The organism is Paraburkholderia sp. XV, assembly GCF_020177535.1.
GTDB lineage: Bacteria > Pseudomonadota > Gammaproteobacteria > Burkholderiales > Burkholderiaceae > Paraburkholderia > Paraburkholderia caribensis.
In genome coordinates this window covers 1-25,941 of the sequence record NZ_JAGUUD010000021.1, presented here as the reverse complement: position 1 = coordinate 25,941, position 25,941 = coordinate 1, and the positions used below count along the sequence as shown (strand labels likewise).

The following is a 25,941-nucleotide window of genomic DNA, read 5'->3' as shown; positions in this document are numbered from 1 at the left end:
GCCTCTGTTCTGCTTACGCGCCAAGGCGGCCCTGGAAAGCCTCGCACGTGGTCACCTCGCCGACCGTGCACAGATCGGCAAGCGCGGCATCGTGCGCTGCCTGCGTCGATGCCGCGCAACCGTCGCCTAAAACGAGCACGCGATAGTCCCGCATATGCGCGTCGCGCGCGGTGCTGGCCACGCCGCCGTTGGTAACGATGCCGCAGATCGCCACGGCCTCGATGCCCGCGCGACGCAACACCCAGTCAAGCTGCGTGTTGAAGAAGGCGGAGTACGCGACTTTCCACACCGACACATCGACGAGATCGTCGAGTGCGGCAACCGTCGCGTGACCGTGTGACCCAGCAACAAAGTCGCCTCGACGCAGAAACGGGCGCAAATTCCGCAGATGCGGCGAGATCATCGGCTCGCCTTGGGCGTCGGGCCATAACGTGAACTGGCTTGCCGCGACGAATCCACCGCGCTGCTTGAGCGCGCGCGCCACAGGCGCCACGCGCTGCGGCAAGGCGCGCGCCGCGTCCGACGCCGCGCCGCCGCGATGATAAGCGCCGCCGTCGCTCACAAAGTCGTTCTGCAGATCGACGATGACGAGCGCGGTCTGCCGTGGATCGAGTTGCGTGCTGGATGTCATCATGCGTATCTCTCAGGTCGTGCGGCGCGTGATCAGCAGATTGCCCAGTGGATCGACTCGACCGCTGAAACCGGGTTCGAGCCAGATCGTCGTATCGGCCTGTTCGAGGATCGCGGGCCCCTCCACCGTTGCACCCACTGGCAAGTCGAGGCGTGCATAACGCACGGCGTCCCACCACTGGCCGTCATGAAACACCGCTTGCGTGCCAGGCGATGCGGGCATCGCCGTGGCCTTCGGCGCGAGCACGGCCAGATCGAACTTCGGGCGCACACCGATGCGCGCATAGCGCAGGTTCATGATGCGCACGGGGATGCCGTCGAGCGCACGGCCGAACGCCGTGCGATACGCCGCTTCGAAAGCGGCGCCGATGGTCGCGCGATCGAGCGCATTGCGCTGCACTTCGACACGCACCGTATGACTCTGGCCGACGTACAGCATGTCCAGTTCGACGTTTTCACGCACCGCTTCGAAAGCGACGCCCGCCGAATCGAGCCGCTGCTGGCACGTGTCCGCCATGCCCGAGACGCGGGCACGCAAATCGTCGACGTCGAGTTCGGCCAGCCCCCGGTTCAACGTCTGCACGGCGTCGTGGCGCATATCGGCAATCACGCAGCCGATCGCCGACGTCACGCCCGGAAAACGCGGCACGATGCCCGTCGTGGTGCCGACCTCGCGCATCATCGCGCACACATGCAGCGCGCCGCCGCCGCCGAACGGCATGTAGGCGAACTCGCGCGGATCATGGCCCCGCTCGATCGACACCAGCCGGATCGCGCCAGCCATCTTTGCGTTCGCCACAGTGAGGATCGCTTCGGCTGCCGCATACGCATCGAGTCCAAGCGGCGCGCCGACGTGCATCTCGATCGCCTCGCGCGACTTGCCGACCTCCATGCGCGACAGAAGCCCGCCGCCCAGCGGACGATCGGCGGCGATCCGGCCAAGCAGCACGTTGGCATCGGTGACGGTCGGGCGCATATTGCCGCGTCCGTAGCACGCAGGACCCGGCACGCTGCCAGCCGACTCGGGGCCGACCTGCAGCAGGCCGCCCGCATCGACCGATGCGATGGACCCGCCCCCCGCGCCGATCGTTTCGATCTGGATCATCGGCGCGCGCACCACCATGCCGAAATCGATCGAGGTCTGCGCGGACAACGACGCTTCGCCGCGCGCAACCAGCGAAACATCGAACGATGTACCGCCCATATCGCCCGTCACCAGATTCGGAAAGCCTGCCGCCCGCCCGATCGCGGCGCAGGCGATCACACCCGCAGCCGGGCCAGACAACGCGGTGCGCACGGGCACGTCGCACGCGGTCTGGCGTGACATGATCCCGCCATTGCTCTGCACCACCAGCAGTTCGCCGCCAAACCCGTGCGCTTTCAGATCGCTCTCGAGACGCGTCAGATAGCTGCCCACGACGGGCTGCAACGACGCGTTCAGCGTGGCCGTCGAACATCGTTCGAACTCGCGGATCTCGGGCAACACTTCCGTCGCCGCCGTCACGTTCGCGTTGGGCCAGATCGCGCGCACCGCCGCCACGGCATGCGCTTCATTGATGGAATTGGCGTAGGCGTTGACGAAGAACACGCACACGGCCTCGCAGCCGCGTTCGAGCAGCGCACGCGCGGCGGCCTCGACCTGAGCGATGTCCACGGGCGTGTGCAGCGTGCCGTCGGCGAGCACGCGCTCGCTCACTTCGAGTCGCAGATCGCGTGGCACGACCGGTTCGAACGTGCCGCGCAAGCCCCAGGTGCGCGGCCTGTCGCGGCGACGCATCTCGAGCACGTCGCGAAAGCCTTCCGTCGTGATGATGCCGGTGCGGGCCACCTTCCGTTCGAGCAGCGCATTGGTGCCGACCGTGGTGCCATGCACGACGGTCGCAATCGCACGTGCTCCGCCCTGCCCCTCGGCTTCTCCGCCAATGCGTTCGATGCCGTTCATGAATCCGCGCGCTTCTTCGCCGCGTGTCGACGGCACCTTGACCACCCGCGCGGTGCCCGCGGCTTCGTCGAGGACGAACAGGTCGGTGAACGTGCCACCCACGTCGACGCCGACGACGAGAGAACCGTGTGCCGCATCCTTCATGCTTCTTGCTCCTTCAGTCCCACCGTGACATAACCCATCGCGCGATCGTGTTCGCGCGCCGCATCCGATCGTTCCGACGGCGCGCCATAGCCGCCCCCGCCGGGCGTTTCCAGCCGCACGCGCTCACCTCGCTTCAGGCGGATGCCGAGCATCTTCGACGCCATCGGCGGCGTGCGCCATTCGCCATCATGCTGATAGCGGAACACGTTGCGCACCGACGCCGCGCCGCCCGCGATGCCTTGCGGCGCGGAGCGTCCGCGCTCGCCGAAAATGAACGCTTCCGCTTCCTCTTCGAGCAACTCGATTTCATAGATCGCGCCCAGCCCGCCGCGAAAGGTGCCGTCGCCGCCCGAATCGGGACGTAACGCCCATTGCGTGAAGCGCACCGGATACGCGGCCTCCAGAATTTCCAGCGGCGGGATCGTCGCGGTCGAAATAGGCGCATTGCCGTGGCTCAGGCCATCGCCTTGCGAATGTCCGCCGTGGCCGCCGCCGAAAAAACTGAACATCACCCAGCGCTGACCTTTGCGTGCGCCGCCGCTGCGATGACCCGCTATCGACAGCGCGTTGATCGTGCCGTACGCCTGCGCCATTGCGAGTTCCGGCGCGGCCTGGGCCATCGCGCAGAAAATCACGTCGATCATGCGCAGGATCGTTTCCGTATAGCCGCTGACCGGGCGCGGCCGGTCAGCCGAAATCACGAGCCCATCCGGCAATACGAACGACACGGCGTCGAGCACGCCCGCATTCGCGGGCACATCCGGGAACAGATGCTTCAGCGCGACATAGCAGGCGGCGATCGCCGTGGCGCGCGAGATGTTCACCGGTCCCGCACAAGCCGGCGATGTGCCGGTGAAATCGAGTGTCAGCGTGTCGCCGGCTACACGCATGCACAAGGCGATCTTCAGCGGTTCGTCGCGCACGCCGTCGTTATCCAGCATGTCTTCGAACCTGTAGTCGCCATCGGGCAGCGCCGCCACGTGCGAGCGCATCAGCCTGACTGCCCGTTCGCGCAACAGGGCGAGCGATTCGAGCACGACGTCGTCGCCGTAGTCGCCGAGCAGATCGTTCAGGCGGCGCGCGCCGAGTTCGAGCGCGGCGAGCTGGCCGTTCAGATCGCCCCACAGGCTATCGGGCAAGCGCGTGTTCGCTTTCAGAATGGCGAGCACGTCGCCGTCGAGTTCGCCGCGCCGCACGATCCGCACAGGCGGAATTTGCACGGCTTCCTGCCAGCACTCCGTGGCGGCCGGGTTGTAATTGCCCGGCACCGCACCGCCGACGTCGTGCCAGTGAGCCGCCGACGCAAGGAAGCAGAACAGCTTGCCGTCGCGAAACACGGGACGCACCAGCTTGAAGTCGTTCGCGTGCGTGCCGCCTTCGTACGGATCGTTGAAGAGCCACACATCGCCGTCGATCATGCCGCCCCGCTCGCCTGCCACGCGGATGGCCGCCTTCACCGCGAACGCCATCGCGCCGACGAACACCGGCAGGCCCGACTTGCCTTGCACCAGGGTCGCGCCGGAAACGGCGTCGTAAATCCCGTGGCAGGCGTCATGGGCTTCCGCGATGATCGGATTGAAAGCGCTGCGGTACAGGGTTGCGTCCATTTCGTCGGCGATCTGTTCCAGCCGGCCCTTGAGGACCGCCAGCGTGACCGGGTCTAGCATGAGGTGACTCCGTTGGGTGTGGGGTAACGCTGCTTGAGCAGGTTGAGCAGGCCGCCTGCGTCGACCATGTCGAGCAGAAATGCAGGGACGGGATCGCACGGCAATTCGCGGCCGTTGGCCAGCAGGATGCCGCCGCCGTGCGGGTCGATTGTGATACGCTCGCCCTCTTCGATCGTTTCCGCATCGGCGCACGTCAGCAGCAACAGGCCGACGTTGAAGGCGTTGCGAAAGTACAGGCCATTGAACGCGGGTGCGATCACGGCCCGCACGCCCAGCCGTACCAGCGCAGCGGCCGCCTGTTCGCGCGATGAGCCGATGCCGAAGTTCGGTCCTGCCACGAGCACATCGCCCTTCTGCACGCCTGCTGCAAAATCGGGGCGCTCGTTTTGCAAGCAATGGCGGGCGATTTCGTCGATGCCGAATTTCATGTATGCGCCGGGTGCGAGCGAATCGGTGTTGATATCCGCACCGACCCGCCATACGCGATGCATATCGGGAGCCCGCCCGGTTTCGGCGGACGCCGTGAAGCAAACGGTCATGCGAGCACCTCGCGAGGATCGGTAATGCGTCCGCGCAACGCAGACGCCGCGACCGTATAGGGCGAGCCCAGATAGACCTGCGCCGTCTCGGCGCCCATCCGGCCTTTGAAGTTGCGCGCGGTGCTCGACACCACCGTGCTGCCTTCGGGAATCGAGCCACCGTACCCGGCACACGCGCCGCATGTCGTCGCGAGCACTTGCGCGCCAGCGGATTTCAGCACATCCATCACGCCTTCGCTTGCCGCTTGCGACTGATCGCGGATACTGGCCGGTGCCACGACAAGTTGCACGCCGTCTGCCACCCGGCGCCCGCGCAATATGTCCGCCGCCGCGCGCAAATCTTCGAGTTTCGCGCCGGTGCACGCGCCGATATAGGCAACCTGCACAGCGACATCGCCGAACGCACGAACATCGCGCGTATTCGCCGGGCTGTGCGGTGCGGCTACTTGCGGCGCGAGTTGCGCGGCGTCGAAGTCGTGCGTTTCGACGCGGGCTTGCGGATCGCTTTGCCAGCGGGCGATATCGATTTCATCTTGCACACCCGCGGCGCGAAGATAGTCGACGGTGATTGCGTCCGGCGCGATCAGGCCGACCTGCGACCCCAGTTCAGCGCTCATGTTCGACAGCGTCATGCGTTCCTGCATCGACAGTGCGCTGATGGCTTCACCGCAGAATTCGACGGCCTGATAGCGGCCGCCGTTCATGCCGAAGCGGCCGATCATATGCAGCATCATGTCTTTCGCCGTCACGCCATGCGAAAGCCGATGACGCCAGTGCATCTGCAAGGTCTCCGGCACCTTGACCCAGATCTGCCCGGATACCGCGACGCCAAGCATCTCCGTGCTGCCGATGCCGAACATGTACGCGCCGAACGCGCCGCCCGTGGGCGAATGCGAGTCGCCGCCCACGCAGAACATGCCCGGTCGCAGGTGCCCATGTTCCGGCACGACCACATGGCAGATACCGACGCTGTCGTAGACGTTCGGCAACTGCTGCGCGCTTGCCCATTGACGCGCGATGCGTACGATCCGGCGCGATTCGTCGTCGGCCTCCGGCACGTAGTGGTCGATCACCAGCACCACCTTCGATTTATCCCACAACGATGCGCCGAGCTGTTCGAGCATCGGCTGCAACCGGCGCGGACCGCTCGAGTCGTGGAACATCGCAAGATCGACGTTACAGGTGACGATTTCCCCGACCTCCACTTCGGACCGCCCGCAGGCCGCCGCAATCAGTTTTTGCGCAAGGGTTTGTGCTGCTGCCATCGACTACATCCCCAAATAGGCGCGACGCAAGTCGTCGCTGGCCATCAACTCCGCGCACGTGCCGGAGTACCGGATCAACCCGTTTTCGAGCACATAGCCACGCTGTCCCGTCTCGAGCGACTGGCCGACGTTCTGTTCGACCAGCAGGATCGCGAGTCCCTCGTTCTGCAGGCGTGCAATCAGTGCGAACATTTCTTCCACCATCAACGGCGACAGACCCAGCGACGGCTCGTCAAGAATCAGCAAACGAGGCTCGGCCATCAAACCCCGGGCGATTGCAAGCATCTGCTGCTCGCCGCCCGACATCGTGCCCGCCGCCTGATCGATCCGTTCGCCAAGACGCGGGAAGATCTCCAGCATCCGCGCGAGGTTGTGGCTGCGACTCGGCTTGCCGCGCGCAAATGCACCCAGCTCGAGGTTTTCGCGCACACTCAGGTTCGGGAAAATCCGCCGGCCTTCCGGCACCTGGATCAGGCCCGCTTCGACCACGGCGCGGTAGTGCCGCCCGGTCAGGTCGTGCCCGTCGAACCGTACGACGCCCTCCCACGCAGCATTGATGCCGCACACCGTGTTGTTCAGCGTGGTCTTGCCGACACCGTTACTGCCGAGCAGCACGACAATCTCGCCTTCGTCGACACGCATATCCACGCCGCGCAGCACTTCGGTGCGTCCATAGCCTGTGCGAAGCCCGCTCACTTCGAGCAATGCGCTCACCGACGTTCTCCTTCACGCGCCAGCCGTTGGGCCGTGCCGTGACCGAGATACGCTTCGATCACGGACGGGTCCGATGTCACTTCACGCGGCGTGCCGCCCGCGATCAACCGACCTTGCGCCAGCACCCAGACGTGTTCGGCGAGGCTCATCACCGCGCGCATCACGTGCTCGATCATCAGCACCGTCACGCCGCTGTCGACCAGGCCGCGAATCACGGGAATCATCTCGTCGATCTCGCTTGGATTCAGTCCGGCGAGCACCTCGTCGAGCAACAGCAGGCGAGGCTTCGTCGCGAGCGCGCGCGCCAGTTCGAGGCGCTTGCGGCCGCTCACGGTCAGATCGGCTGCTGGCTTATCGAGGTTGTCGTGCAGATTCACCCGTTCCGCGACCGCCTCCGCAGCCGCCAGCGCAGCCCGCCGCCCAGCTTGATGCAGGTGTGCGCCGACCGCGATGTTCTCGCGTACCGTCTGTGCACCGAATGGCTGCACGATCTGGAACGTGCGCGTCAAGCCGAGCCTTGCCGACCGATGCGGCGCCATCCCCGTAATGTCCCGCCCCAGATACTGGACGCGCCCGGCACCCGGCCGAAGGAACCCCGACAGCAACGCGAACAGCGTCGTCTTGCCCGCACCGTTCGGACCGACGAGCGCCGTCAGCGTGTTGGGCATGACATCGAGACTGACGTCCTGCACCGCCTTCAGGCCGCCGAACGTGATGGACAGGCCACGGGCCTGCAAGAGCGCTTCAGACATGGGCTTGCTCCTTGCGCTCGCTGGCGCGACCCTGCTTCACCGGCCGCCCCATCAGGCGCCGCACCGACATGCCCGCACCCGTCAGACCGCGCGGCAAGAACATGACGATCACGACCAGCACCACGCCGTAGATCACCATGCTGATACCCGGCAATTCGCCGAACAGGTTGCGGGTCGATTCACCGAGGACATAAAGGAGCGCCGCGCCCAGTACCGGTCCCCACAACGTGCCGACTCCGCCGACTATCACGCCCACCAGCGCTTCGATCGATATCGCAGGGCCGAACGCGATACCGGCATCGATGTACTGGAACATCTGCACATAGCACGCGCCCGCCGCCGCCATAAACGCAGCCGACAACGCGATCGCGCCCAGCTTCACGCGCACGGGATCGACGCCGATCGCCCGCGCGGCGCTTTCGTTGTCGCGCACCGCCTGCAGGTACGCGCCGAAACGCGAATGACGCAACCATGCGGTGACCAGCAGCGCAGCAATCACGAACGACAGCAGCAAATACACATAGCCGCGCCTGGACCCGAATTGCAGGTTCGCCGCGCTTGCGTGCAGCGGCACCATCAAACCGACACCGCCGCCCGTGAACGGCACCGACACGGCGAGGATGCGCGCGACTTCGGCAAAAGCCAGCGTCACCAGCGCAAAGTAGGAACCCTTCAATCCGCCGCGAAACGCCAGCGCACCCACCACCAGTCCGGCAAATGCGCCGAAGGCGATGGCGACGGGCAACGCAAGCCACGGATTCCAGCCCCAGCTCAATTGCGCAATGGCCTGCGTGTAGGCGCCCACGCCGAAGAACAATGCATGTCCAAACGACAATTGCCCGCCATAGCCGCCGAGAATGTTCCATGACTGCGACAACAACACCGCGTATAGCGACATCATCAGAAACGTGAGCAGCACGCCAGATTGCAACACGCTGGCGACCACGGCCAACAGCACACCGAAGATCAGGATGGAACGAATGTCGCGCATCGGTCAGGCCCTCGCGCCGAAAAGCCCTTGGGGGCGAACAAGCAGCACAACGATGAAGATCGCAAAGATGCCCATCTGGCCGAGCGTATCGCCAAACCACAACCCTCCTAGCGATTCAACCACGCCAATGAGCAAGCCGCCGACCAATGCGCCCGCAAAGCTGCCCATGCCACCCAGCACGACGATCGTGAACGCGATCAGCACGAAGCCGCTCCCGACCTGAGGATTGACGTAATACGTCGGCAACAGGAAACAGGCCGCCGCGCCGACACACGCCATGCCGATGCCGAAGGACAGCGCGTAGACCTTGTCGACGTCGATACCCATCAGCTTCGCGCCGTGCTTTTCGCGAGAAACAGCGCGTATCGCGCGGCCCAGGTCGGTCATGCGAATGATCAGGAACAACACCGCCGCGACAACCAGTGCCCCGAAAAAGGCGATGACCTTGGGTAACGCGATCATGGCCGGTCCGATCTCGATCGTCGAAAGCGTATAGGCCGTTTCGATGTTGCGCGTATCGGAATGGAACCAGACGAGTGCGAGGTTTTCAAGCACGATGGACAAGCCGAGCGTAACCAGCAGAATGTTTTCATCCTTGCCGTGGCTCGCGCGGTTGATCACGAAACGCTGCAGCAGGTAGCCAAACGCGAACATGCCGAGCGTCACGATGGGCAACGCCATGTACGGGTCGATGCCCAGTCGCTCCTTCAGCAGGAAGACCGCATACAGTGCAATCATCAACGCCGCGCCGTGCGCGAAGTTGATGATGTGCAGCACGCCGTAAATCAAGGTCAGGCCGAGCGCGATGAGCGCATACACCGCACCCGTCGTCAGTCCGTTCAGCAGCGCCGACAAAAGGATGACTGGATCGAACATGCGCTGCCTCAGCTCTTCAGCGGAAATTGCGGTGCGACCTCGCGGTAGGCGGGCGGCAACACGACCTTGATATCGCCGCCGAGCACCTGTGTCAGCAGCGGCTGCGCGCCGGTGTTCTGACCGTTGACGAAATGCGTCGGCCCGTACGGCATCATGTGATCTTTAAACGTGCTCGATGCAAGCGCCGCATTGATTGCCGCGCGATCGGCCGATTTGGCGCGCTCGAGCGCATCGGCAAGCAGCATCGTCGCCGTGTACGTCATGAACACTTCGTACGAGAAAAATGCGCCCTTTGCCTCGACCCGTTTGCGCAATGGCCCGACTCGCTCATCCTTGGGATTGAACCAGTGATTGCAGTCGATGATCCCGTCGGCAATATCGGGAAACTCCTTCAGAAACTTGTAGCTCGACGCCGCGCCGCCAAGTACCGAATAGATTGCTTTCGGGCGCACCTTCTGCTGTTTCATCGCTCGCAGCAGCAGCGCGTACTCGTTGTAATAGTTTGCCGGGATCACGATATCCGGATTGACCGCGCGCATGCGCAACACGATATTGTTGAAGTCGCGGGTCGGATTCGGATGCTTGATGACTTCCTTGATCTCGAAGCCGTACTTCGGAAGTTCGCTGCTGAGCAGCGCGGCGGTGCCCGCCCCGAATAGCGACTCTTCGTGCACGATCATGACCGTTTTGGCCGGCTTGCCGGCTCCCGTATTCAGTGCGTCGAGGTTCTCCACCGCGCGTGCGCTGCACATCCGATAGCCCGGGCCAAAGCGAAACGTGTTGGTCAAGCCGCGTTCCACGATCTGATCCGCCACGCCCACGTCCACGACATGCGGCAAGCCGTATTTCGCAGCGGTTTGCGTGGTCGCGAGACAGATTGCCGATGCGTATGCGCCGACAATCGCCGAGACACCTGCCTCGTTCATCTTCTCCACTTCGGCCGCACCGGCTTCTGGACGCGACTGCGCATCGCCCAGCACCGGCTCGATCAACGCACCGCCCTGCGACCTGATTCCGCCAGCGTTGTTGATGTCTTCAATAGCCAGCAGTGCGCCGAGACGACATTGCTGCCCCGAATAAGCCAACGCTCCCGTGACAGGATGCAGCACGCCGACCTTGATGCTCTTGCCGCTGGCCGCGCGAGCGACCCAGGGTGCGGCAACCAGTGCTGCTGCGGCGGTGGACTGGCGCAGAAATGTGCGACGCGAACTCATGCGATCTCCGTTGGATAGCGTTAGTTGAATGTGGCAGACAGTTCTTCGCTGACCCAGACCTTTGCATCGATGTCGCCGATTCGCGAGAGCTGTAGCTGATATTGATAACGATCGGGCCTGTAAAGGCCTTGCAACAGTTGTACGGGTCGCTCGTCGGTGTCGCGCACCAGACGGGTGACCGCGAGCAGTGCCGAGCCGACAGCGATGTCCAGATGGCGCGCCACCACAGCGTCGGCCAGGCGCGCGGAAATAGTTTGTGTCGCGCCGCCAAGTTGCACGCCCGCTTCCTCGAGCAGCATCAGCAAGGGCTTGCGCTTGAGGTCGCGGCTTTTGATTTCCGCCACGGCTTTCGGCACGTGCGTGGTGATGAACGAGACAGGCCCCGCCGACGTGCTGCGCACCCGCACGCTCTTATAGACGGCGTCGCCCACCGCCAGGTGCAGCGCCTCGGCGATCGCCTCCGAGGCGAGCACCACTGTGCTGTCGAGCACTTCGACCGTGGTCCGAAGGCCCATATTCACGATGTTCTCAAGCAGGCCGGTCAGATGCGCTTTCTGGCGCGAAACCGGTGCGCCTTTCGAATCGCCCTGCTTCTTTCCTGCGGCAGCGCGCAGCGGCCATGTGCCGACGCCCGGTCGCCGCGTGACCAGCCCGTCCGCGACGAGCATCTCCATTGCCTTGCGTATCGTGATGCGTGCGACTGAGAACTGTTCGGCGAGAAGATGTTCGCCGGGCATGCCTTCGTCGTCGAAGCGGCCCTCCTGAAGTTGCTCGCGCAACACCAGATAGATTTGGTGATATTTCGGCAGTGGCAGCGTCGTTTCCATGGAGGTCAACTCTAGAAGTGTCGTAATGTCCGGTCAATAGAACAAACTGGAAAATAAACATTGTTCTACATCGTAAGCGCCGATGAGGCGCAAGCCGTCAGTAAGTGGTTCGCAAGATTGGCTTCCGTCGTCAACTCTGCGCTGTGACGGATCGAAAACATGCACGCAACCGGTCGCATAACGGGCACGGCATGACCCATGGAACAAGCACCCTGTGAGCTTGTTCCATCGGGAAAACACCGAAAAGTCCGTGCATCGCAGACGATTCAACATTCTGCGCAGCAATAGGACATTCTGCGCATCAAATGTTCCATTGACAAGACAAAATAGGCTGCTTAATTTTCGTCGCAAATGAGAGCCGCGGCGGTTCCGATCGCTACTCGTCGACTGTGAAGAGCGCCAGCACTGCGGTTGGAATGCGTATGCACGCGCTACTTTCAGCCATCGACAGTCGAGCGATCACACCGGTAATTCATCGATTCCATTTGCTTAGGATGCCTTCTTTGCAGTTAGCCTCGCGGCCGGCGAATCATGACCGTGAAACATGCTCTTGGTTTCGCACTAAGGGACCCACGTCAACGAACAATTCTGGAAACAGGATGAAAAAATCAATTTGTATCGCCGGAGTCATCGGAGCACTTGGAGCATATTGCGCAGCCGCCCAGGCGCAGAGCAGTGTCACCCTTTACGGTATCGTCGATGAAGGCCTGACGTTCAATAACAACTCGCGTGGTGCACACCAGTACAGCCTCGTGAGTGGTGAAATTCAGGCAAGCCGGTGGGGTTTGAAAGGCGTCGAAGATCTTGGCAGCGGCATGAAAGCGCTATTCGTCCTCGAAAGCGGCATGGATCTCAGCAGCGGGAAGCTCGGCCAGGGTGGGCTGCTGTTCGGGCGCCAGCTGTACGTCGGCCTGGGCACACGGTATGGCACGGTGACACTTGGACGTCAGTACGATTCCGTGGTCGACTATGTCGGTCTGTTCGAAGTCGGCGATCAATGGGGCGGCTTCTATACCGCGCATCCGGGCGACCTCGACAACATCAACAACTCGAACCGCGTCAACAACGCGATCAAGTACACGAGCAACAACTATGGCGGCTTCACATTCGGCGGCGTGTATAGCCTCGGCGGTGTAGCAGGAAATGTCACCCAGAACCAGATCTGGTCGCTTGGCGGCTCGTACTACAACGGGCCGCTCGGACTCGGCGTCGGCTACCTGAACATCCGCAATCCGAATACCTCGTTCTACGGCACCAGCGCACTCGCGAATACAACGGGCTCCGCGCCGCTCGCGTCACTGAACAACATCGCGTCGCCAGTGTTTTCCGGCTTTGCCAATGCGCGCACCCAGGAGGTATATGCCGCGGGCGCCGCGTACACCTATGGCGCCGCTACGTTTGGCGGTACCTATTCGAATACGCGCTTCGACGATCTGAACGGCGGCGGATCGGGTCCGAATCCATTCGGCAATCGCGGCACCGCGATGTTCAACAACGTCGAAGCCAACTTCAAGTATCAGATAACGCCAGCCTTCCTGGTCGGCGTGGCCTATGACTACACGAAAGGCAGTTCGGTAAGCGGCAGGGACGGTGCGACCTATCATCAGGCACAAGCAGGCGCGGACTACTTTCTCTCGAAACGCACGGATGTGTACTTCGTCGGGATCTATCAGAAAGCGTCCGGTACGGATTCGACGGGCAGCAGCGCGGTTGCTGCAATCAATGGCGTCACGCCGTCGAACGACAACCATCAGCTCGTGCTGCGGGTGGGGATGCGTCACAAGTTCTGATGTGAAGCGGCGACGTATGTCGCCGCACTGAGGAACGCCAGCCGATCGTAATTTGTGATTCCGTCCGGCAGACGGCGCCCTACTCCCGATTCTTCTCCTTGAGCCGCGCCCGATGCGCGGCCACTTTCGCCCGATTCCCGCACACAGCCATGCTGCACCACCTGCGCGCATGGCCTCGCGTGTGATCGGCGAACAGCAGCGTGCATGCAGGGCCCTCGCATGCTTTCACCTGCGTGAAGTCCTCTTCGCAAACGAGTTTCGCCAGCGCCTCGGCGATCGGCATCAGCAAAGACTCCGGCGACTCCCAGCGCCGCACCGTGCGAAACGAAAACGCGGCGGGCGCGTCCGCGCCATTTGCGACGATCTCGCCATGCTGTTCGTCGCGCGCGAGTAACGCGTTCAATGGTTCGAGTTCGCGCAAATCGCTCGTTGCGAGCGGATGCCCCTTCCTCTTTTTCACATAGCCGCGAAACCACTCGCGCAGTTCACGCGCCTTAGCCGCGATCGCGTCGAGCTCGGCGGGTGCCGTGCGTGCGCGGATTGCCGCGAGCGCGTCGGGCGGCGCCATGCCGGCCTGGTCGAGCCAGCGGAGTAGACCTTCGCCGTCGCTGATCCAGTCGACGGGCACGTCGACGGGCGTGGCAATCGAATTCAGGAAATCGAGCCCCGGCGCGTCGGCCAAAAACATGGCCGGTATCTGACGGTAGTCCATCGCTATGACGAATGTAAGGTGACGATAACTCTATCGTAACCACTAAAAAAGCACTTGACAAGTTACATCGCCAATTTGTAACCTATAAAACATCGATTGAACGGTTACGCGGAAAGCGCGATCCTGAAGCAAGACTCGACCACAGGCCGCGCTGACAAGATCGAGCGAAATGTATCTTTACGGAGAGAACGCCATGTCCACGATTGCCCATCGCCACGCCGACGTTGACGGTTTCAACGTGTTCTATCGGGAAGCGGGCCGCGCCGGCGCGCCCAAGCTGCTACTGCTGCACGGCTTTCCCAGTTCCAGCCATATGTTCCGGGACCTGATTCCGCTGCTCGCCGAGCGGTTTCATATCGTCGCGCCGGATTTGCCGGGCTTCGGCCAGTCGGACATGCCGGACCGGGACCAATTCGCGTACACGTTCGACAATCTCGCCAACGTGATCGACCGGTTCACGGAAGTGATCGGCTTCGACCGCTACGCCGTCTATGTTTTCGATTACGGTGCGCCGACGGGTTTCCGGCTCGCGCTGAAGCACCCGGAGCGCATCACGGGGATCATTTCGCAGAATGGCAATGCGTATGTGGAAGGACTGAGCGACGGCTGGAATCCGATTCAGGCCTACTGGAAGGACCCGAGTCAGGCGAACCGCGACGCGCTGCGCGCGCTGCTGACCCGCGACACGACCGTCTGGCAATACACGCACGGCGTAAGCGACACGACGCAGGTTTCGCCCGACGGTTATTCGCTCGACGACTACTACATGAACCGTCCCGGCGCGCACGAGATCCAGCTCGATCTGTTCGGCGATTATCAAAGCAACGTTGCGCTGTACCCGGCGTTCCAGCAGTACTTCCGCACCCATCAGCCGCCGTTCCTCGCGGTGTGGGGCAAGCACGATCCGTTCTTCCTGCCGCCCGGCGCCGAAGCGTTCAAGCGCGATTTGCCGAACGCGGACGTACGTTTCTTCGACACAGGCCACTTCGCGCTCGAAACGCACGCAGCCGACATCGCCGCCGCCATTACCGGCTTCCTCACTCGCTGAAACCGATGGGCGAACGGCTGGTTCGCCCGCTTGCCGCCATCCCCTTTGGAGAACCCTCATGCGTGCAATCGTGCTCGAAAAGTTCGGTGGTATCGACAGCCTCGTATATACGGAGCTGCCGGAGCCCGAACCGCTGGAAGGTCACGTCGTCATCGAAATCAAGGCGTTCGGCATCAACCACGCCGAAATGCATATGCGGCGCGGCGAATGGGCCGAAGCGGCGAAGGTGAGCGGAATCGAATGCGTGGGCATCGTGAAGTCGTGTCCGGGCGGCGAGTTTCCCGTCGGCGCAAAAGTCGCGGCGCTGATGGGCGGCCTCGGCCGCACGATCGACGGCAGCTATGCGGAGTACACGCGCGCACCCGTTTCGAATGTTGCGCTGATCGAATCGGATCTGCCGTGGGCTGAGCTTGCGGCGATTCCCGAAACCTATGCGACGGCGTGGACATGCCTGTTCCGCAACCTCGAAGTGACCGCGGGGCAAACGGTGGTGATTCGCGGCGCGACCTCTTCGTTCGGACAGGCGGCCGTGAATCTCGCTGTGAATGCGGGCGCGAAGGTGATCGCGACGACGCGCAGTCCGGCCCGCTTCGACATGCTCAAAGCACTCGGCGCCGAACGCGTCGAACTGGAAGGCCCCGATCTGTCGAAGCGTATCGCTGAGGCGAAGCAGATCGACGCCGTGCTGGACCTGGTCGGCAACAGCGTGATTCTCGATTCGCTCGCGATGCTGCGCCGTGGCGGTCGCGCGTGTCTCGCCGGGTGGCTCGGCGGTCTTGCGCCGATCGCGGATTTCAATCCGCTGCTGCAAATGTCGAGCGGCGTGTACCTGACGTTCTTCGGCAGCTTCGTGTTCGGCACGCCGGGCTTTCCATTGTCCGATGTGCCGCTGCAGACCATCGCGGCCGATGTCGCTGCCGGGCGCCTCAAGGCGAAGCCCTCGCGCGTGTTCCCGTTCGATCAGATTCACGAAGCGCACCGTGTCATGGAAGCGAATGAAGCGGGCGGCAAGATGGTCGTCGTCCACTAAAAGCTGTTGCGCTATCCAACGAGGAGAAGAGACATGTCAAGCAAAGTAGCGATTGTCACGGGCGCGAGCCAGGGCATCGGCCGATCGACGGCAATCCGGTTGGCGAAGGACTTCGGCGCGCTCGTGCTGGTCGCGCGCAACCGCGAGAACCTGGACGAAACGGCGCAGGCCGTGACCGATGCGGGCGCGAAGGCGCTCGCTATCGACATCGACCTGTCGCTGCCGAATGCCGCGCAGGAAGTCGTCGATAAGGCGCTGGCGTCGTTCGGCCGGATCGACGCGTTGCTCAACATTGCAGGCGCGGTGCCGCAAATCGACGTGTTCGACATGACCGACGAACAGTGGGAACATGGCCTTGCATTGAAGCTGCACGGCGCGCGGCGTCTGACGATTGCCGCGTGGCCCGCATTGAAGGCGGCGTCGGGGTCGGTCGTGCTGATGTCGGGGAATTCCGCGCTTTTTCCGAAGGCGCCATATGCGGCCGTCGGCACGATCAACGCGGCCATCGTCGCGTTGGCGAAGGCTTTCTCGGATCGCGGCATCGAAGACGGCGTGCAGGTCAACAGCGTGTTGCCCGGCCCGGTGATGACGGGGCGTCGCCAGTCGTATCTGGAGCACTGGGCGCCGCTGCACAACATGAGCGTCGAAGAAGCGACGGCGAAGTTCCCGAAGGAAGCGGGCATTGCGCGGTACGGCGAGCCCGAGGAAATCGCCGGGTTGATGGCGTTCATCGTGTCGCCCGGCGCGCGCTGGATGACGGGTTCGTCGCTGCGCATGGACGGCGGCGAAGTGAAATCGATCTGATGCGGCGGCGGGCACGCGGTGGGTTCGCGTGCGTGCCTTTGGTCAAGATGCCTGCAAGAGCATCCATAAGCCCCTAACCACGACGATAGCGCCTGTCGCTCGGGCAATGCGATCGGGAAACGGCGCGAGACGTTCGGCTGTGATCGCCAGCGTCACGCATGCCATCGCGCGCAGATCCATCGTGCCGTTGACGAGCAGCACCGCCGTCAGTCCGGCGCAGCACAAGATGCAATGCACGCCGAGACGCATGCCGCCCGTCCACGCTTTGCTTGCGCTGTGCGTCGCGGTCAGCATGCGGCCGCGCGCCAGATAACGCGACTTCCATCTGCTGAACTGCACGATGCCCGCTAGCAGCACGACGCAGGCCGCCGCGATGGGAACCGCGCGCGCCATCGACGGCACGCGCAACGCGAGCGACATCAGCGCGACGCCCAGCACGAACACGATCACGCCGAGAACAGCCCACACGGAAAAATAGCTCACGCCCGCCAGCGCAGTCATCCTGCCCGCGCGCATCGAGCCCGCTTCGCCCATGGCTTCGTGATAGCGCCACAACTCCGGCGCGAGCGACGGCAGCATCATCGCGACCATCATCACCATCCACATGCCGACGAACGTCGCCGCGACGCGGGGCCATTTCTGTCCGCACATCGGCGCCCATGTCATCGACAGCGACCAGCCGCCCGGCATCGGCAGTTCACTCATCGTCTGCATCGACACGCATCCGGCGACCGTCAGCGCCGCCGAAGCCACGAAGACGAGCGCCGCAACGCCGAAGAAGGCGCGCCGCGACACTCGCGGATTTGCCACGGCCTTCAAGGTGCCCATTCGCACGAAAACGCCCGCGAAGTCCACGCCGCACCTCAACGCCGTTCGTACTCGTCGTGGCGCCGCCACCAGATGCCCTTCTCGTTGCGCCCTTTCGGCGCGCGGTCCAGCCACTGGTACATGCCCCACAATCCGTCCACACCGCGCGCATAGGACGAATACGCGTGATACACCACGCCGTCCTCGCGCACGAAGGTACTGATGCCCGGCCGGTCGCGCGAATACGTGGGCACGTCGGTGCCGCAACTGGCCGCGAACCGCACGACGGGTTCCGGCGCGGGCGTCATATCCATTGCATGGCCCGCCCGTTCGAAGTTGTACTCGATGTCGCCCTCGCGCTGCTGCGCTTCCGTAAACGACACGCTGAAATCGAAGTTGAAATCGCTGCCGTCCGTGGAGGCCCACGGAAACTTCCATCCCATCCGCTGCTTGTACGACTGCAACTTCGCGAGCGGCGCGCGCGACACGGCCATCAGCGTCACATCGTGATTCGCGAGATGCACGGCGACGCCGTCGAAGCCATCCGCAATCGCCGAGCAAGACGGGCAACCTGCCGTGTAATCAGGGCCGAACATGAAGTGATAGACGATCAGTTGCGAGCGTCCTCTGAAGAGTTCCGGCAACGTCGCGCTGCCTTCTTCCGTTTCGAAACGGTACGGCTTGTCGATCTTCACCCACGGCAGCGCCTCACGCTGCCGCGCAAGTTCGTCGCTGCGCCGCGTCAACGCCTTCTCCGCTTCCAGCAATTCGAGGCGTGCTTTCAGCCATGCGTCGCGTGTGGCGACCGTATGCTTGCTCATCTTTCGTCCCTCCGTTGGGTGTCCGCTGCGTGATGCCGATGAAACTGATGTGGATGAAACGTGTCGTGCTAGATTAGTGCGGGACATCCAATGGACGGGAGTGACAAGTGTGGCGTGATTCAGATGGACGCAACCCTCGCAGCCGCCGCGCGCTCGCTCGCCGCGGGTAATCCCCTCGGTGCGCTGAACCGCGTCGCGTTGCGCGACGACGCGCCCGCCCTCGCGCTGCGCGGCATCGCGATGGCGCAGCTGGGCGACCTCGTGCGTGCGAAGTCGCTGATTCGCAGCGCGGCGCGCGCCTTCGGTCCGAGGGACGCGGTTGCCCGCGCGCGATGCATCGTTGCCGAAGCGGAGATTGCGCTCGCGTCCCGCGATCTCGGCTGGCCCGCGAAATCACTCGAAGCCGCCCGCCAGACGCTCGAAGCGCATGACGACACGCTCAACGCCGCGCACGCGCGCAATCTTCAGGTCCGCCGCCTGCTGCTGGTCGGACATCTCGACGAGGCCGAGCGGCTGCTCGACGGTCTCGATTCCGCGCCGTTTCCGCCTGCATCGAGCGCCGCGCACGAGCTGATCGTCGCGGGCATCGCGATGCGCCGTCTGCGCACGAAGACCGCGCGCGCGGCGCTGGCGAGAGCGGAACGTGCCGCGCGCCATGCCGGCATTCCCGGTCTCGCCGCGGAAGTGGAAAGTGCCGCGCGTCTGCTCGATACGCCCGCAGCGCGTCTGATCGCAAGCGGCGACGAGCGGCTTTTGCTGCTCGAAGAAGTCGAAGCGCTAATGGCGTCGAAAGCGCTCGTCATCGACGCCTGCCGTTATGCCGTGCGCGACGCGGACCACGCCGTGCCGCTGGCCACGCGCCCCGTGCTGTTCACGCTTGCGCGAACGCTGGCCGAAGCCTGGCCCGGCGACGTGCCGCGCGACACGTTGATCGAACGCGCATTCCGCATGAAGCATGCGGACGAATCGCATCGCGCGCGCCTGCGTGTCGAGATCGGACGGCTGCGCACGATGCTCGGCGCGCTCGCCGATATCGATGCAACGAAGCGCGGCTTTGCGCTCACGCCGCGCCGCGCGTCCGAAGTCGTCGTGCTGGCGCGGCCCGTCGAAGAGGAACACGCGTCGTTGCTGGCCTTGCTGGCGGACGGCGAATCCTGGTCCAGTTCCGCGCTCGCGCTCGCACTCGGCGCGAGTCAGCGAACCGTGCAGCGCGCGCTCGATACGCTCGCGTCGACGGGCAAGGTGCAGTCGTTCGGTCAGGGTCGCGCGCGCCGCTGGACCATGCCGCCCATGCCGGGTTTCGCGACAGCCTTGTTACTCCCCGCCGCGCTGCCGATCGATTAGCATCTAAGGCTCGACACTTCACCGACGAGGACGCAAGCATGAAACGCTCACCTGCTGAAATCGTGCGTGAATATGGACCTTTTCCGGGCATCGACAACGTGCATGGCGTCACCTATGACGGCCAGCATGTGTGGTTCGCATCGGGCGAAGCGGTCAACGCGCTGGACCCATCGAGCGGGAAAACGGTGCGTTCGATCGGGGTTCCCGCGACAGCAGGCACGGCGTTCGACGGACAGCACCTGTACCAGATTGCCGGCGACCAGATCCGCAAGGTGGACCCGCAGACGGGCGCCGTGCTCGCGACGCTTCCGGCACCCGCCGGCAGCAACTCAGGGCTTGCGTGGGCGGAAGGCGCGTTGTGGGTCGGGCAGTATCAGGAGCGCAAGATCCATCAGCTCGATCCAGCAACGGGCGCGATACTTCGCACCATCGAATCGAACCGTTTCGTGACGGGCGTGACGTGGGTGGACGGCGAACTGTGGCACGGCACGTGGGAAGGCGATCAGAGCGATTTGCGGCACGTCGATCCGCGCACGGGTGAAGTGCTGGAGATGCTCGATATGCCGGAAGGGGTCCGGGTGTCGGGCGTCGAATCGGATGGAGCCGAGCAGTTCTTTTGCGGCGGCGGCAACAGCGGAACATTGCGTGCCGTGCGCAGGCCGAAGCGGAATACGAAGAGCACGGATGCACAAGCGCCCGTTGACGCGATCAGCGACTGACACAGATTCCAGGAAAGCCCATCGTCGACAGCGCTATACTTGCGCGCTTTTACAGCCGACGCTGGCATCAAGGAATACTCATGAGCACGCTACCCGCTTGTCCGCAATGCAATTCCGGATTCACGTACGAAGACGGGGGCGTGTACATCTGCCCGGAATGTGCGCATGAATGGTCGACGCAGTCGGCCATGCCGCACGAAACAGCCGCAAAGGTCTATCGCGATTCAGCCGGAAACGTCTTGCAGGACGGCGATACCGTGACTGTCATCAAGGACCTGAAGCTGAAAGGCTCGGCAGGCGTGATCAAGATGGGCACCAAGGTGAAAAACATCCGGCTGGTGGACAGCGACCACGATATCGATTGCAAGATCGATGGCTTCGGCGCCATGAGTCTGAAATCGGAATTCGTCAGGAAGGTGTGAGCGGCAAACTGCCGCACAGCCTTCGGCACGGCTCACTCCGTGCGCCGATGCTCCACCGCGAACTTGATCAATTCGGCCTGCCCTTCTATCTCGAGCTTGCGCTTGAGATTCAGCCGATGCGTTTCGACGGTACGCACCGATAGACCATTGCGTTGCGCGATCTGCTTGCTCGACAAGCCTTCGGCGAGTTGGTCGAGAATATCGCGCTCGCGCGGCGTCAAACGTTCGATCGGATCGCGCATCGCCGACGCGTGAATCAGCCGCGCGCTGAGCCCTTCGCTGAAATAGGTCTTGCCGTCGAGCACGGCGCCGATCGCGCGGATGATCTCCGCGCCCGGCGAATCCTTCAGCACGTAGCCGCTCGCGCCCGCGCGCACTGCCTGGGTCACGTATTCGACGTTGTCGTGCATCGACAGCATCAGCACGCGGATGCCCGGATAGCGCTCATGAAACAGCGCGGCGAGCGCAATGCCGTTCATCCCTCGCATGCCCACGTCCATCAACACGAGGTCTGGCTCGTGCGCGGCCGCGAGCGCCAGCGCTTCGTCGGCGTTACCCGCTTCGCCGACCACGGCGAAACCCGGCACGGTATCGAGCCGGGCGCGCAAGCCGTCGCGCACGAGGGGATGATCGTCGACGAGGATGAGGCGCGCCGCGCCCGCTGGACTGTTCATGAAGGGTCTGCCTGCATTTCGATGTGAAGCGCTTGCTGCGCGAACAGCGGCGCAGTCGCCGTGACGAGGGTATGGCCCGGCCGCGACACCAGCTGCAATTCGCCGTTCAGCGCCTCCAGCCGCTCGCGCATGTTGCGCAAGCCGACGCCCGCGCTCGGGTCGGCCTGCACCCGTTCGACGTCGAAGCCACGTCCATCGTCGCTGATCGACAGCGTGACGCGGCGCGCGCTGACTTCCAGCGCGACGGCGGCCTGCGTCGCCTGCGCGTGCCGGAAGATGTTCGTCAGCGCTTCCTGCGCGATGCGGAACAGCGCCGTCTTCACCGTGTCGGGTAGTTGCGCGGCGTGATCGTGCACGATCTGCGTAAAGCCGATCGACAGATGGCTTTGCGTGCTCAGTTCGCGCGTCAGTTGTTCGAGCGCTGCCGCCAGCCCGAGATCGTCGAGCATCGAGGGACGCAGTGCATGCGAGATGCGGCGCACTTCGCGCAGCGCGTCGCCGAGCCGCCCGATGCCTGTGGACAGCGCGGCTTCCGCCGGCTGCACGCGCGGCTCGGTCAGCTCGAAACGCGCGAGGGCAGACTCCAGCAGCAGCTTGACGGAAACGAGCATCTGGCTGATGCCGTCATGCAGTTCGCGCGACAGCCGCGCCCGTTCGTTTTCCTGCGATTCGACCACCTGCTGCGCGAGCCGCTTGAGCTTCGCGTCGGCGCTGCGGTATTCGCTGACGTTCAGCACCAGCGCGCACACGGCGATCACGCACAGCCCCGCCAGCGCGATCGCGCCGATCCATAGCATGGTGTGCTCGATGTCCGACGACGCGCGCTGGTCGATGCGCGCAAGCGTGGTATCGACGTCGTCGAGATAGATGCCCGTGCCGAGCATCCAGCCCCAGCGCGGCAGCGGCACGACATAGCCGAGCTTCGGCGCGAGCTTGCCGGTGGACGGGCGATGCCACACATAGCGCACATAGCCGCCGCCCTCGGCGGCCGCCGCGATGAGTTGCTGGATGGTCAGCGAGCCGGCGGGATCGCGCAAGGTCCACAGATCGCGTCCGACGAGATCCGGCTCGCGCGGATGCATCAGCGAGCGGCCGTGCATGTCGTAGACGAAGAAGTAGCCGTCCTGGCCGAAGTCCATTTTTTCGAGCATCGCGAGCGCACGGTGGCGCAGGATCGCGTCGTCGCGGGCGTTGACGCCCGCTTCGTCGTAGAGCGGCCTGATCGCGCTGGTGGCGAGATCGACGTAATGACGAAGCTCGATTTCCTTGCTCGCCATGTACGCCGATTGCGTCGTATCGTGCTGCGCGCTCGCAAGCGCGGTGGCCTGATGGCGCACCCCGAGCGCAATGCCCGCGATCGCGGCCAGAAACGGCACGAGGGCGAGCAGAAAGATCTTTGCCTTGAGTTTCATCTGCGGAAAGCCAGTCGGACTGCCTACGTAATTCTACGTAGCGCGCTTACGTAGTTGTGCGCTTGTGGCGCACACGACGAAGACGAATACTACACGCCCAAGAGCATGGCACATCTTCGACCATGCGCGGCGCGACCTCGACGCGCTGCATTGGGCCTCGCCGGCGAGCGCTGACGGGCATGCAAACAAAATTATGGAGACTCCCATGAATCGGGCATCCAGTATTCTGATCTGGACAGCGGTTGCGCTTCTCGGCGCCTTCGCGTTCGGCACCATCGCGCTTGCGCACGGCGAGAAGATCAGCGCCCTCTGGGTCGTGATCGCCGCCGTCTGCGTCTATCTGATCGCTTATCGCTTCTACAGCCGCTTCATTGCGAATCATGTGCTGCAACTCGACGGCCAGCGCATGACGCCTGCCGTGCGGCACAACGACGGTCTCGACTACGTGCCGACCAACAAGTACGTGCTGTTCGGCCATCACTTCGCGGCGATCGCGGGCGCAGGTCCGTTGGTCGGCCCGGTGCTCGCCGCGCAGATGGGCTACGTGCCCGGCATGCTGTGGATTCTCGCGGGCGTCGTGTTCGCGGGCGCCGTGCAGGACTTCATCGTGCTGTTCATCTCGACGCGGCGCGACGGGCGTTCGCTCGGCGATCTCGTGAAGATGGAGCTGGGCACCGTGCCCGGCGTGATCGCGCTGTTCGGCGCGTTCCTCATCATGGTGATCATCCTTGCCGTGCTCGCTCTGATCGTCGTGAAGGCGCTGACCAATTCGCCGTGGGGCACGTTCACCGTCGCCGCGACGATCCCCATTGCGCTGTTCATGGGCGTCTACACGCGCTTCATCCGGCCCGGCCGCATTGGCGAAGTGTCGGTGATCGGCTTCGTGCTGCTGATGGCATCGATCGTGTTCGGTCAGAGCGTGCACGACAATCCCGCGCTCGCCGCGTGGTTCACGTTCAGCGGCACGCAGCTCACGTGGATTCTGATCGGCTACGGTTTTGTCGCATCGGTGTTGCCGGTGTGGCTGCTGCTTGCGCCGCGCGACTATCTGTCGACGTTCCTGAAGATCGGCACGATTCTCGGCCTCGCGATCGGCATTCTCGTTGTCGCGCCGGAACTCAAGATGCCCGCGCTGACGAAGTTCGTCGACGGCACGGGCCCGGTGTGGTCGGGCAATCTGTTCCCGTTCCTGTTCATCACGATTGCTTGCGGCGCGGTGTCGGGCTTCCACGCGCTGATCTCGTCGGGCACGACGCCGAAGCTGCTCGACAATGAGAAGAACGCGCGCTTCATCGGTTATGGCGCGATGCTGATGGAATCGTTCGTTGCCGTGATGGCGCTGGTGGCGGCTGCCGTGATCGAGCCGGGCATCTACTTCGCGATGAACGCGCCCGCTGCCGTGCTCGGCACGACACCCGACGCGGTTGCGCAGACGGTATCGCAATGGGGCTTCATGCTGACGCCGGAGATGCTGACGCAAACTGCGCAGGCCGTCGGTGAAACGACGATCGTCGCGCGTGCGGGCGGCGCACCGACGCTTGCTGTGGGGATGGCGCAGATTCTCCATCAGGTGATTGGCGGCCAGGCGATGATGGCGTTCTGGTATCACTTCGCGATTCTTTTCGAAGCGCTCTTCATCCTGACGGCTGTCGATGCCGGTACGCGTGCGGGGCGCTTCATGCTGCAGGATCTGCTGGGCACGTTCCACCCTGCTCTCAAGCGTACGGAATCGCTGCCGGCGAATCTGATCGCGACGGCGCTGTGTGTTGCCGCTTGGGGATACTTCCTGTATCAGGGCGTGGTCGATCCGCTTGGCGGCATCAATACGCTGTGGCCGCTGTTCGGCATTTCGAACCAGATGCTGGCGGGGATTGCGCTGGTGCTCGGCACGGTGGTGCTGTTCAAGATGAAGCGCGAGCGTTTTGCGTGGGTAACGCTCGTGCCGACCGTCTGGTTGCTGGTCTGTACGATGACGGCTGGCTGGCAGAAGATTTTCGACGCGAATCCGAAGGTTGGATTTCTTGCGCACGCGGCGAAGCTTGGTGCATCTGCCGATGCGGGCAAGATCGTGGCGCCCGCCAAGTCGATCGAGCAGATGCATCGGATCATGTTCAATGATTATGTCGATGCTGCGCTGGCGGGGTTGTTTATTTTCGTGGTCGTGAGTGTGGTGTTTTATGGCGTGCTGGCGGTGGTTCGTGCGCGACGCGCGGATCGGCCTACGGTGCGGGAGACGCCGTTCGAGATTCTGCCCTCCGGGCAGCGTGCAAGCGGTACGCAGTAAACGGAGCGCGTTATGTTCTCTGGACTTCGGGATGATGTGCTTAACGCCGGGCGATATCTGGGGCAGGCCATGAGGTTGATGGTCGGGATGCCGGATTATGCGACTTACGTCGCGCATATGGGTGCTGCGCATCCTGATCGCCCGGTTATGTCGTATGAGGAGTTTTTTCGCGAGCGGCAGGCGGCGAGGTATGCTGGGGGCGCTGGGAAGTGTTGTTGAGGTGGTTGGCGTTTTTTTTGTCTGCGACGCTGGGGGGTGGGCTTGGGTTTTGCGCTGGCATCCGCGTTTCGTTAGCGTGCTTTTGGCGTCGCCGTTTGGTGTTGCCGGCCTTTTCGCTGGCATCCGCGTTACGGTAGCGCGCTTCATGCCTCTTCGTTCGGTGTGCTCGGCCTTTGCGCTGGCATCCGCGTTACGTTAGCGCGCTTCACGCCTCTTCGTTCGGTGTGCTCGGCCTTTGCGCTGGCATCCGCGTTACGTTAGCGCGCTTCACGCGTCGCCCCTGTGCGGGGCGGC

General features: G+C 63.6%; 25 protein-coding genes. 9 read left to right on the top strand and 16 right to left on the bottom strand.

The window, feature by feature from the left end; all coding sequences use genetic code 11:
• Positions 1-13: 13 nt before the first annotated feature.
• From KFO72_RS13540 to KFO72_RS13490, 11 genes are read right to left on the bottom strand one after another with little or no spacing between them, the layout of a single operon-like run.
• Positions 14-634 (bottom strand): cysteine hydrolase family protein, encoded by a 621-nt coding sequence (locus KFO72_RS13540; protein ID WP_082433888.1) that lies wholly within the window; start codon positions 632-634, stop codon positions 14-16.
• A 9-nt stretch (positions 635-643) separates the two neighbouring features.
• On the bottom strand, positions 644-2,716 hold the full coding sequence (locus KFO72_RS13535) for a hydantoinase/oxoprolinase family protein (RefSeq protein WP_225032346.1): 2,073 nt from the start codon (positions 2,714-2,716) through the stop codon (positions 644-646).
• Complete coding sequence (locus KFO72_RS13530; RefSeq protein WP_225032345.1) at positions 2,713-4,383, bottom strand: hydantoinase B/oxoprolinase family protein; 1,671 nt, start codon at positions 4,381-4,383, stop codon at positions 2,713-2,715. Before KFO72_RS13530 ends, KFO72_RS13535 begins: the two co-directional genes overlap by 4 nt.
• Positions 4,377-4,922: a 3-isopropylmalate dehydratase gene (locus KFO72_RS13525; protein ID WP_225032344.1), complete on the bottom strand. Its 546-nt coding sequence runs from the start codon at positions 4,920-4,922 to the stop codon at positions 4,377-4,379. The genes KFO72_RS13530 and KFO72_RS13525 overlap by 7 nt, the downstream gene beginning before the upstream one ends.
• On the bottom strand, positions 4,919-6,187 hold the full coding sequence (locus tag KFO72_RS13520) for a 3-isopropylmalate dehydratase large subunit (protein ID WP_225032343.1): 1,269 nt from the start codon (positions 6,185-6,187) through the stop codon (positions 4,919-4,921). Before KFO72_RS13520 ends, KFO72_RS13525 begins: the two co-directional genes overlap by 4 nt.
• A gap of 3 nt (positions 6,188-6,190) precedes the next feature.
• Positions 6,191-6,901: an ABC transporter ATP-binding protein gene (locus KFO72_RS13515; RefSeq protein ID WP_060607732.1), complete on the bottom strand. Its 711-nt coding sequence runs from the start codon at positions 6,899-6,901 to the stop codon at positions 6,191-6,193.
• On the bottom strand, positions 6,898-7,653 hold the full coding sequence (locus KFO72_RS13510) for an ABC transporter ATP-binding protein (RefSeq protein WP_225032342.1): 756 nt from the start codon (positions 7,651-7,653) through the stop codon (positions 6,898-6,900). Before KFO72_RS13510 ends, KFO72_RS13515 begins: the two co-directional genes overlap by 4 nt.
• Positions 7,646-8,644: a branched-chain amino acid ABC transporter permease gene (locus KFO72_RS13505; protein WP_062917867.1), complete on the bottom strand. Its 999-nt coding sequence runs from the start codon at positions 8,642-8,644 to the stop codon at positions 7,646-7,648. Before KFO72_RS13505 ends, KFO72_RS13510 begins: the two co-directional genes overlap by 8 nt.
• Before the next feature lie 3 nt (positions 8,645-8,647).
• On the bottom strand, positions 8,648-9,520 hold the full coding sequence (locus KFO72_RS13500) for a branched-chain amino acid ABC transporter permease (RefSeq protein ID WP_062917866.1): 873 nt from the start codon (positions 9,518-9,520) through the stop codon (positions 8,648-8,650).
• An 8-nt stretch (positions 9,521-9,528) separates the two neighbouring features.
• Complete coding sequence (locus KFO72_RS13495; protein ID WP_054932003.1) at positions 9,529-10,734, bottom strand: ABC transporter substrate-binding protein; 1,206 nt, start codon at positions 10,732-10,734, stop codon at positions 9,529-9,531.
• A 20-nt stretch (positions 10,735-10,754) separates the two neighbouring features.
• Positions 10,755-11,561: a GntR family transcriptional regulator gene (locus tag KFO72_RS13490; RefSeq protein WP_060607718.1), complete on the bottom strand. Its 807-nt coding sequence runs from the start codon at positions 11,559-11,561 to the stop codon at positions 10,755-10,757.
• Positions 11,562-12,160: 599 nt separating this feature from the next.
• On the opposite strand from KFO72_RS13490, the gene KFO72_RS13485 reads away from it, so the two are divergent.
• Positions 12,161-13,351: a porin gene (locus KFO72_RS13485; RefSeq protein ID WP_054932001.1), complete on the top strand. Its 1,191-nt coding sequence runs from the start codon at positions 12,161-12,163 to the stop codon at positions 13,349-13,351.
• A gap of 79 nt (positions 13,352-13,430) precedes the next feature.
• Here KFO72_RS13485 and KFO72_RS13480 read toward each other — a convergent pair whose 3' ends face one another.
• Positions 13,431-14,063: a CGNR zinc finger domain-containing protein gene (locus KFO72_RS13480; protein WP_225032341.1), complete on the bottom strand. Its 633-nt coding sequence runs from the start codon at positions 14,061-14,063 to the stop codon at positions 13,431-13,433.
• A gap of 193 nt (positions 14,064-14,256) precedes the next feature.
• On the opposite strand from KFO72_RS13480, the gene KFO72_RS13475 reads away from it, so the two are divergent.
• From KFO72_RS13475 to KFO72_RS13465, 3 genes are read left to right on the top strand one after another with little or no spacing between them, the layout of a single operon-like run.
• Entirely contained in the window at positions 14,257-15,111 is an 855-nt protein-coding gene (locus tag KFO72_RS13475) for an alpha/beta fold hydrolase (RefSeq protein WP_225032340.1), read from the top strand.
• A gap of 58 nt (positions 15,112-15,169) precedes the next feature.
• Positions 15,170-16,141 carry a zinc-binding alcohol dehydrogenase family protein gene (locus KFO72_RS13470; RefSeq protein WP_054931998.1) on the top strand — a complete coding sequence of 324 codons (972 nt, stop codon included), beginning with the start codon at positions 15,170-15,172 and terminating at the stop codon, positions 16,139-16,141.
• A 33-nt stretch (positions 16,142-16,174) separates the two neighbouring features.
• Complete coding sequence (locus KFO72_RS13465; RefSeq protein ID WP_176054054.1) at positions 16,175-16,945, top strand: SDR family oxidoreductase; 771 nt, start codon at positions 16,175-16,177, stop codon at positions 16,943-16,945.
• Positions 16,946-16,987: 42 nt separating this feature from the next.
• Here the strand turns inward: KFO72_RS13465 and KFO72_RS13460 are convergent, their stop codons facing one another.
• Together KFO72_RS13460 and KFO72_RS13455 are read right to left on the bottom strand one after the other, a co-directional pair.
• Positions 16,988-17,755, bottom strand: coding sequence for a DUF2182 domain-containing protein (locus tag KFO72_RS13460; protein WP_412101783.1), 768 nt, complete (start codon positions 17,753-17,755; stop codon positions 16,988-16,990).
• 53 nt (positions 17,756-17,808) lie between these two features.
• Complete coding sequence (locus tag KFO72_RS13455; RefSeq protein WP_060607702.1) at positions 17,809-18,573, bottom strand: DUF899 domain-containing protein; 765 nt, start codon at positions 18,571-18,573, stop codon at positions 17,809-17,811.
• 123 nt (positions 18,574-18,696) lie between these two features.
• On the opposite strand from KFO72_RS13455, the gene KFO72_RS13450 reads away from it, so the two are divergent.
• From KFO72_RS13450 to KFO72_RS13440, 3 genes are all read left to right on the top strand, one after another.
• Positions 18,697-19,917: a helix-turn-helix domain-containing protein gene (locus tag KFO72_RS13450; protein WP_225032338.1), complete on the top strand. Its 1,221-nt coding sequence runs from the start codon at positions 18,697-18,699 to the stop codon at positions 19,915-19,917.
• A gap of 38 nt (positions 19,918-19,955) precedes the next feature.
• On the top strand, positions 19,956-20,636 hold the full coding sequence (locus tag KFO72_RS13445; RefSeq protein WP_054931993.1) for a DUF5074 domain-containing protein: 681 nt from the start codon (positions 19,956-19,958) through the stop codon (positions 20,634-20,636).
• 80 nt (positions 20,637-20,716) lie between these two features.
• On the top strand, positions 20,717-21,058 hold the full coding sequence (locus tag KFO72_RS13440; RefSeq protein ID WP_062917858.1) for a zinc ribbon domain-containing protein YjdM: 342 nt from the start codon (positions 20,717-20,719) through the stop codon (positions 21,056-21,058).
• Between the two features lie 32 nt (positions 21,059-21,090).
• Here KFO72_RS13440 and KFO72_RS13435 read toward each other — a convergent pair whose 3' ends face one another.
• Complete coding sequence (locus KFO72_RS13435) at positions 21,091-21,732, bottom strand: response regulator (protein ID WP_054931991.1); 642 nt, start codon at positions 21,730-21,732, stop codon at positions 21,091-21,093.
• Positions 21,729-23,144 (bottom strand): cache domain-containing protein, encoded by a 1,416-nt coding sequence (locus KFO72_RS13430; RefSeq protein ID WP_062917857.1) that lies wholly within the window; start codon positions 23,142-23,144, stop codon positions 21,729-21,731. The genes KFO72_RS13435 and KFO72_RS13430 overlap by 4 nt, the downstream gene beginning before the upstream one ends.
• Positions 23,145-23,349: 205 nt before the next feature.
• Here KFO72_RS13430 and KFO72_RS13425 point away from each other — a divergent pair, with 205 nt between their 5' ends.
• Positions 23,350-25,428: a carbon starvation CstA family protein gene (locus KFO72_RS13425; RefSeq protein WP_060607692.1), complete on the top strand. Its 2,079-nt coding sequence runs from the start codon at positions 23,350-23,352 to the stop codon at positions 25,426-25,428.
• Between the two features lie 12 nt (positions 25,429-25,440).
• Entirely contained in the window at positions 25,441-25,647 is a 207-nt protein-coding gene (locus tag KFO72_RS13420) for a YbdD/YjiX family protein (protein WP_054931988.1), read from the top strand.
• Positions 25,648-25,941: the final 294 nt, after the last annotated feature.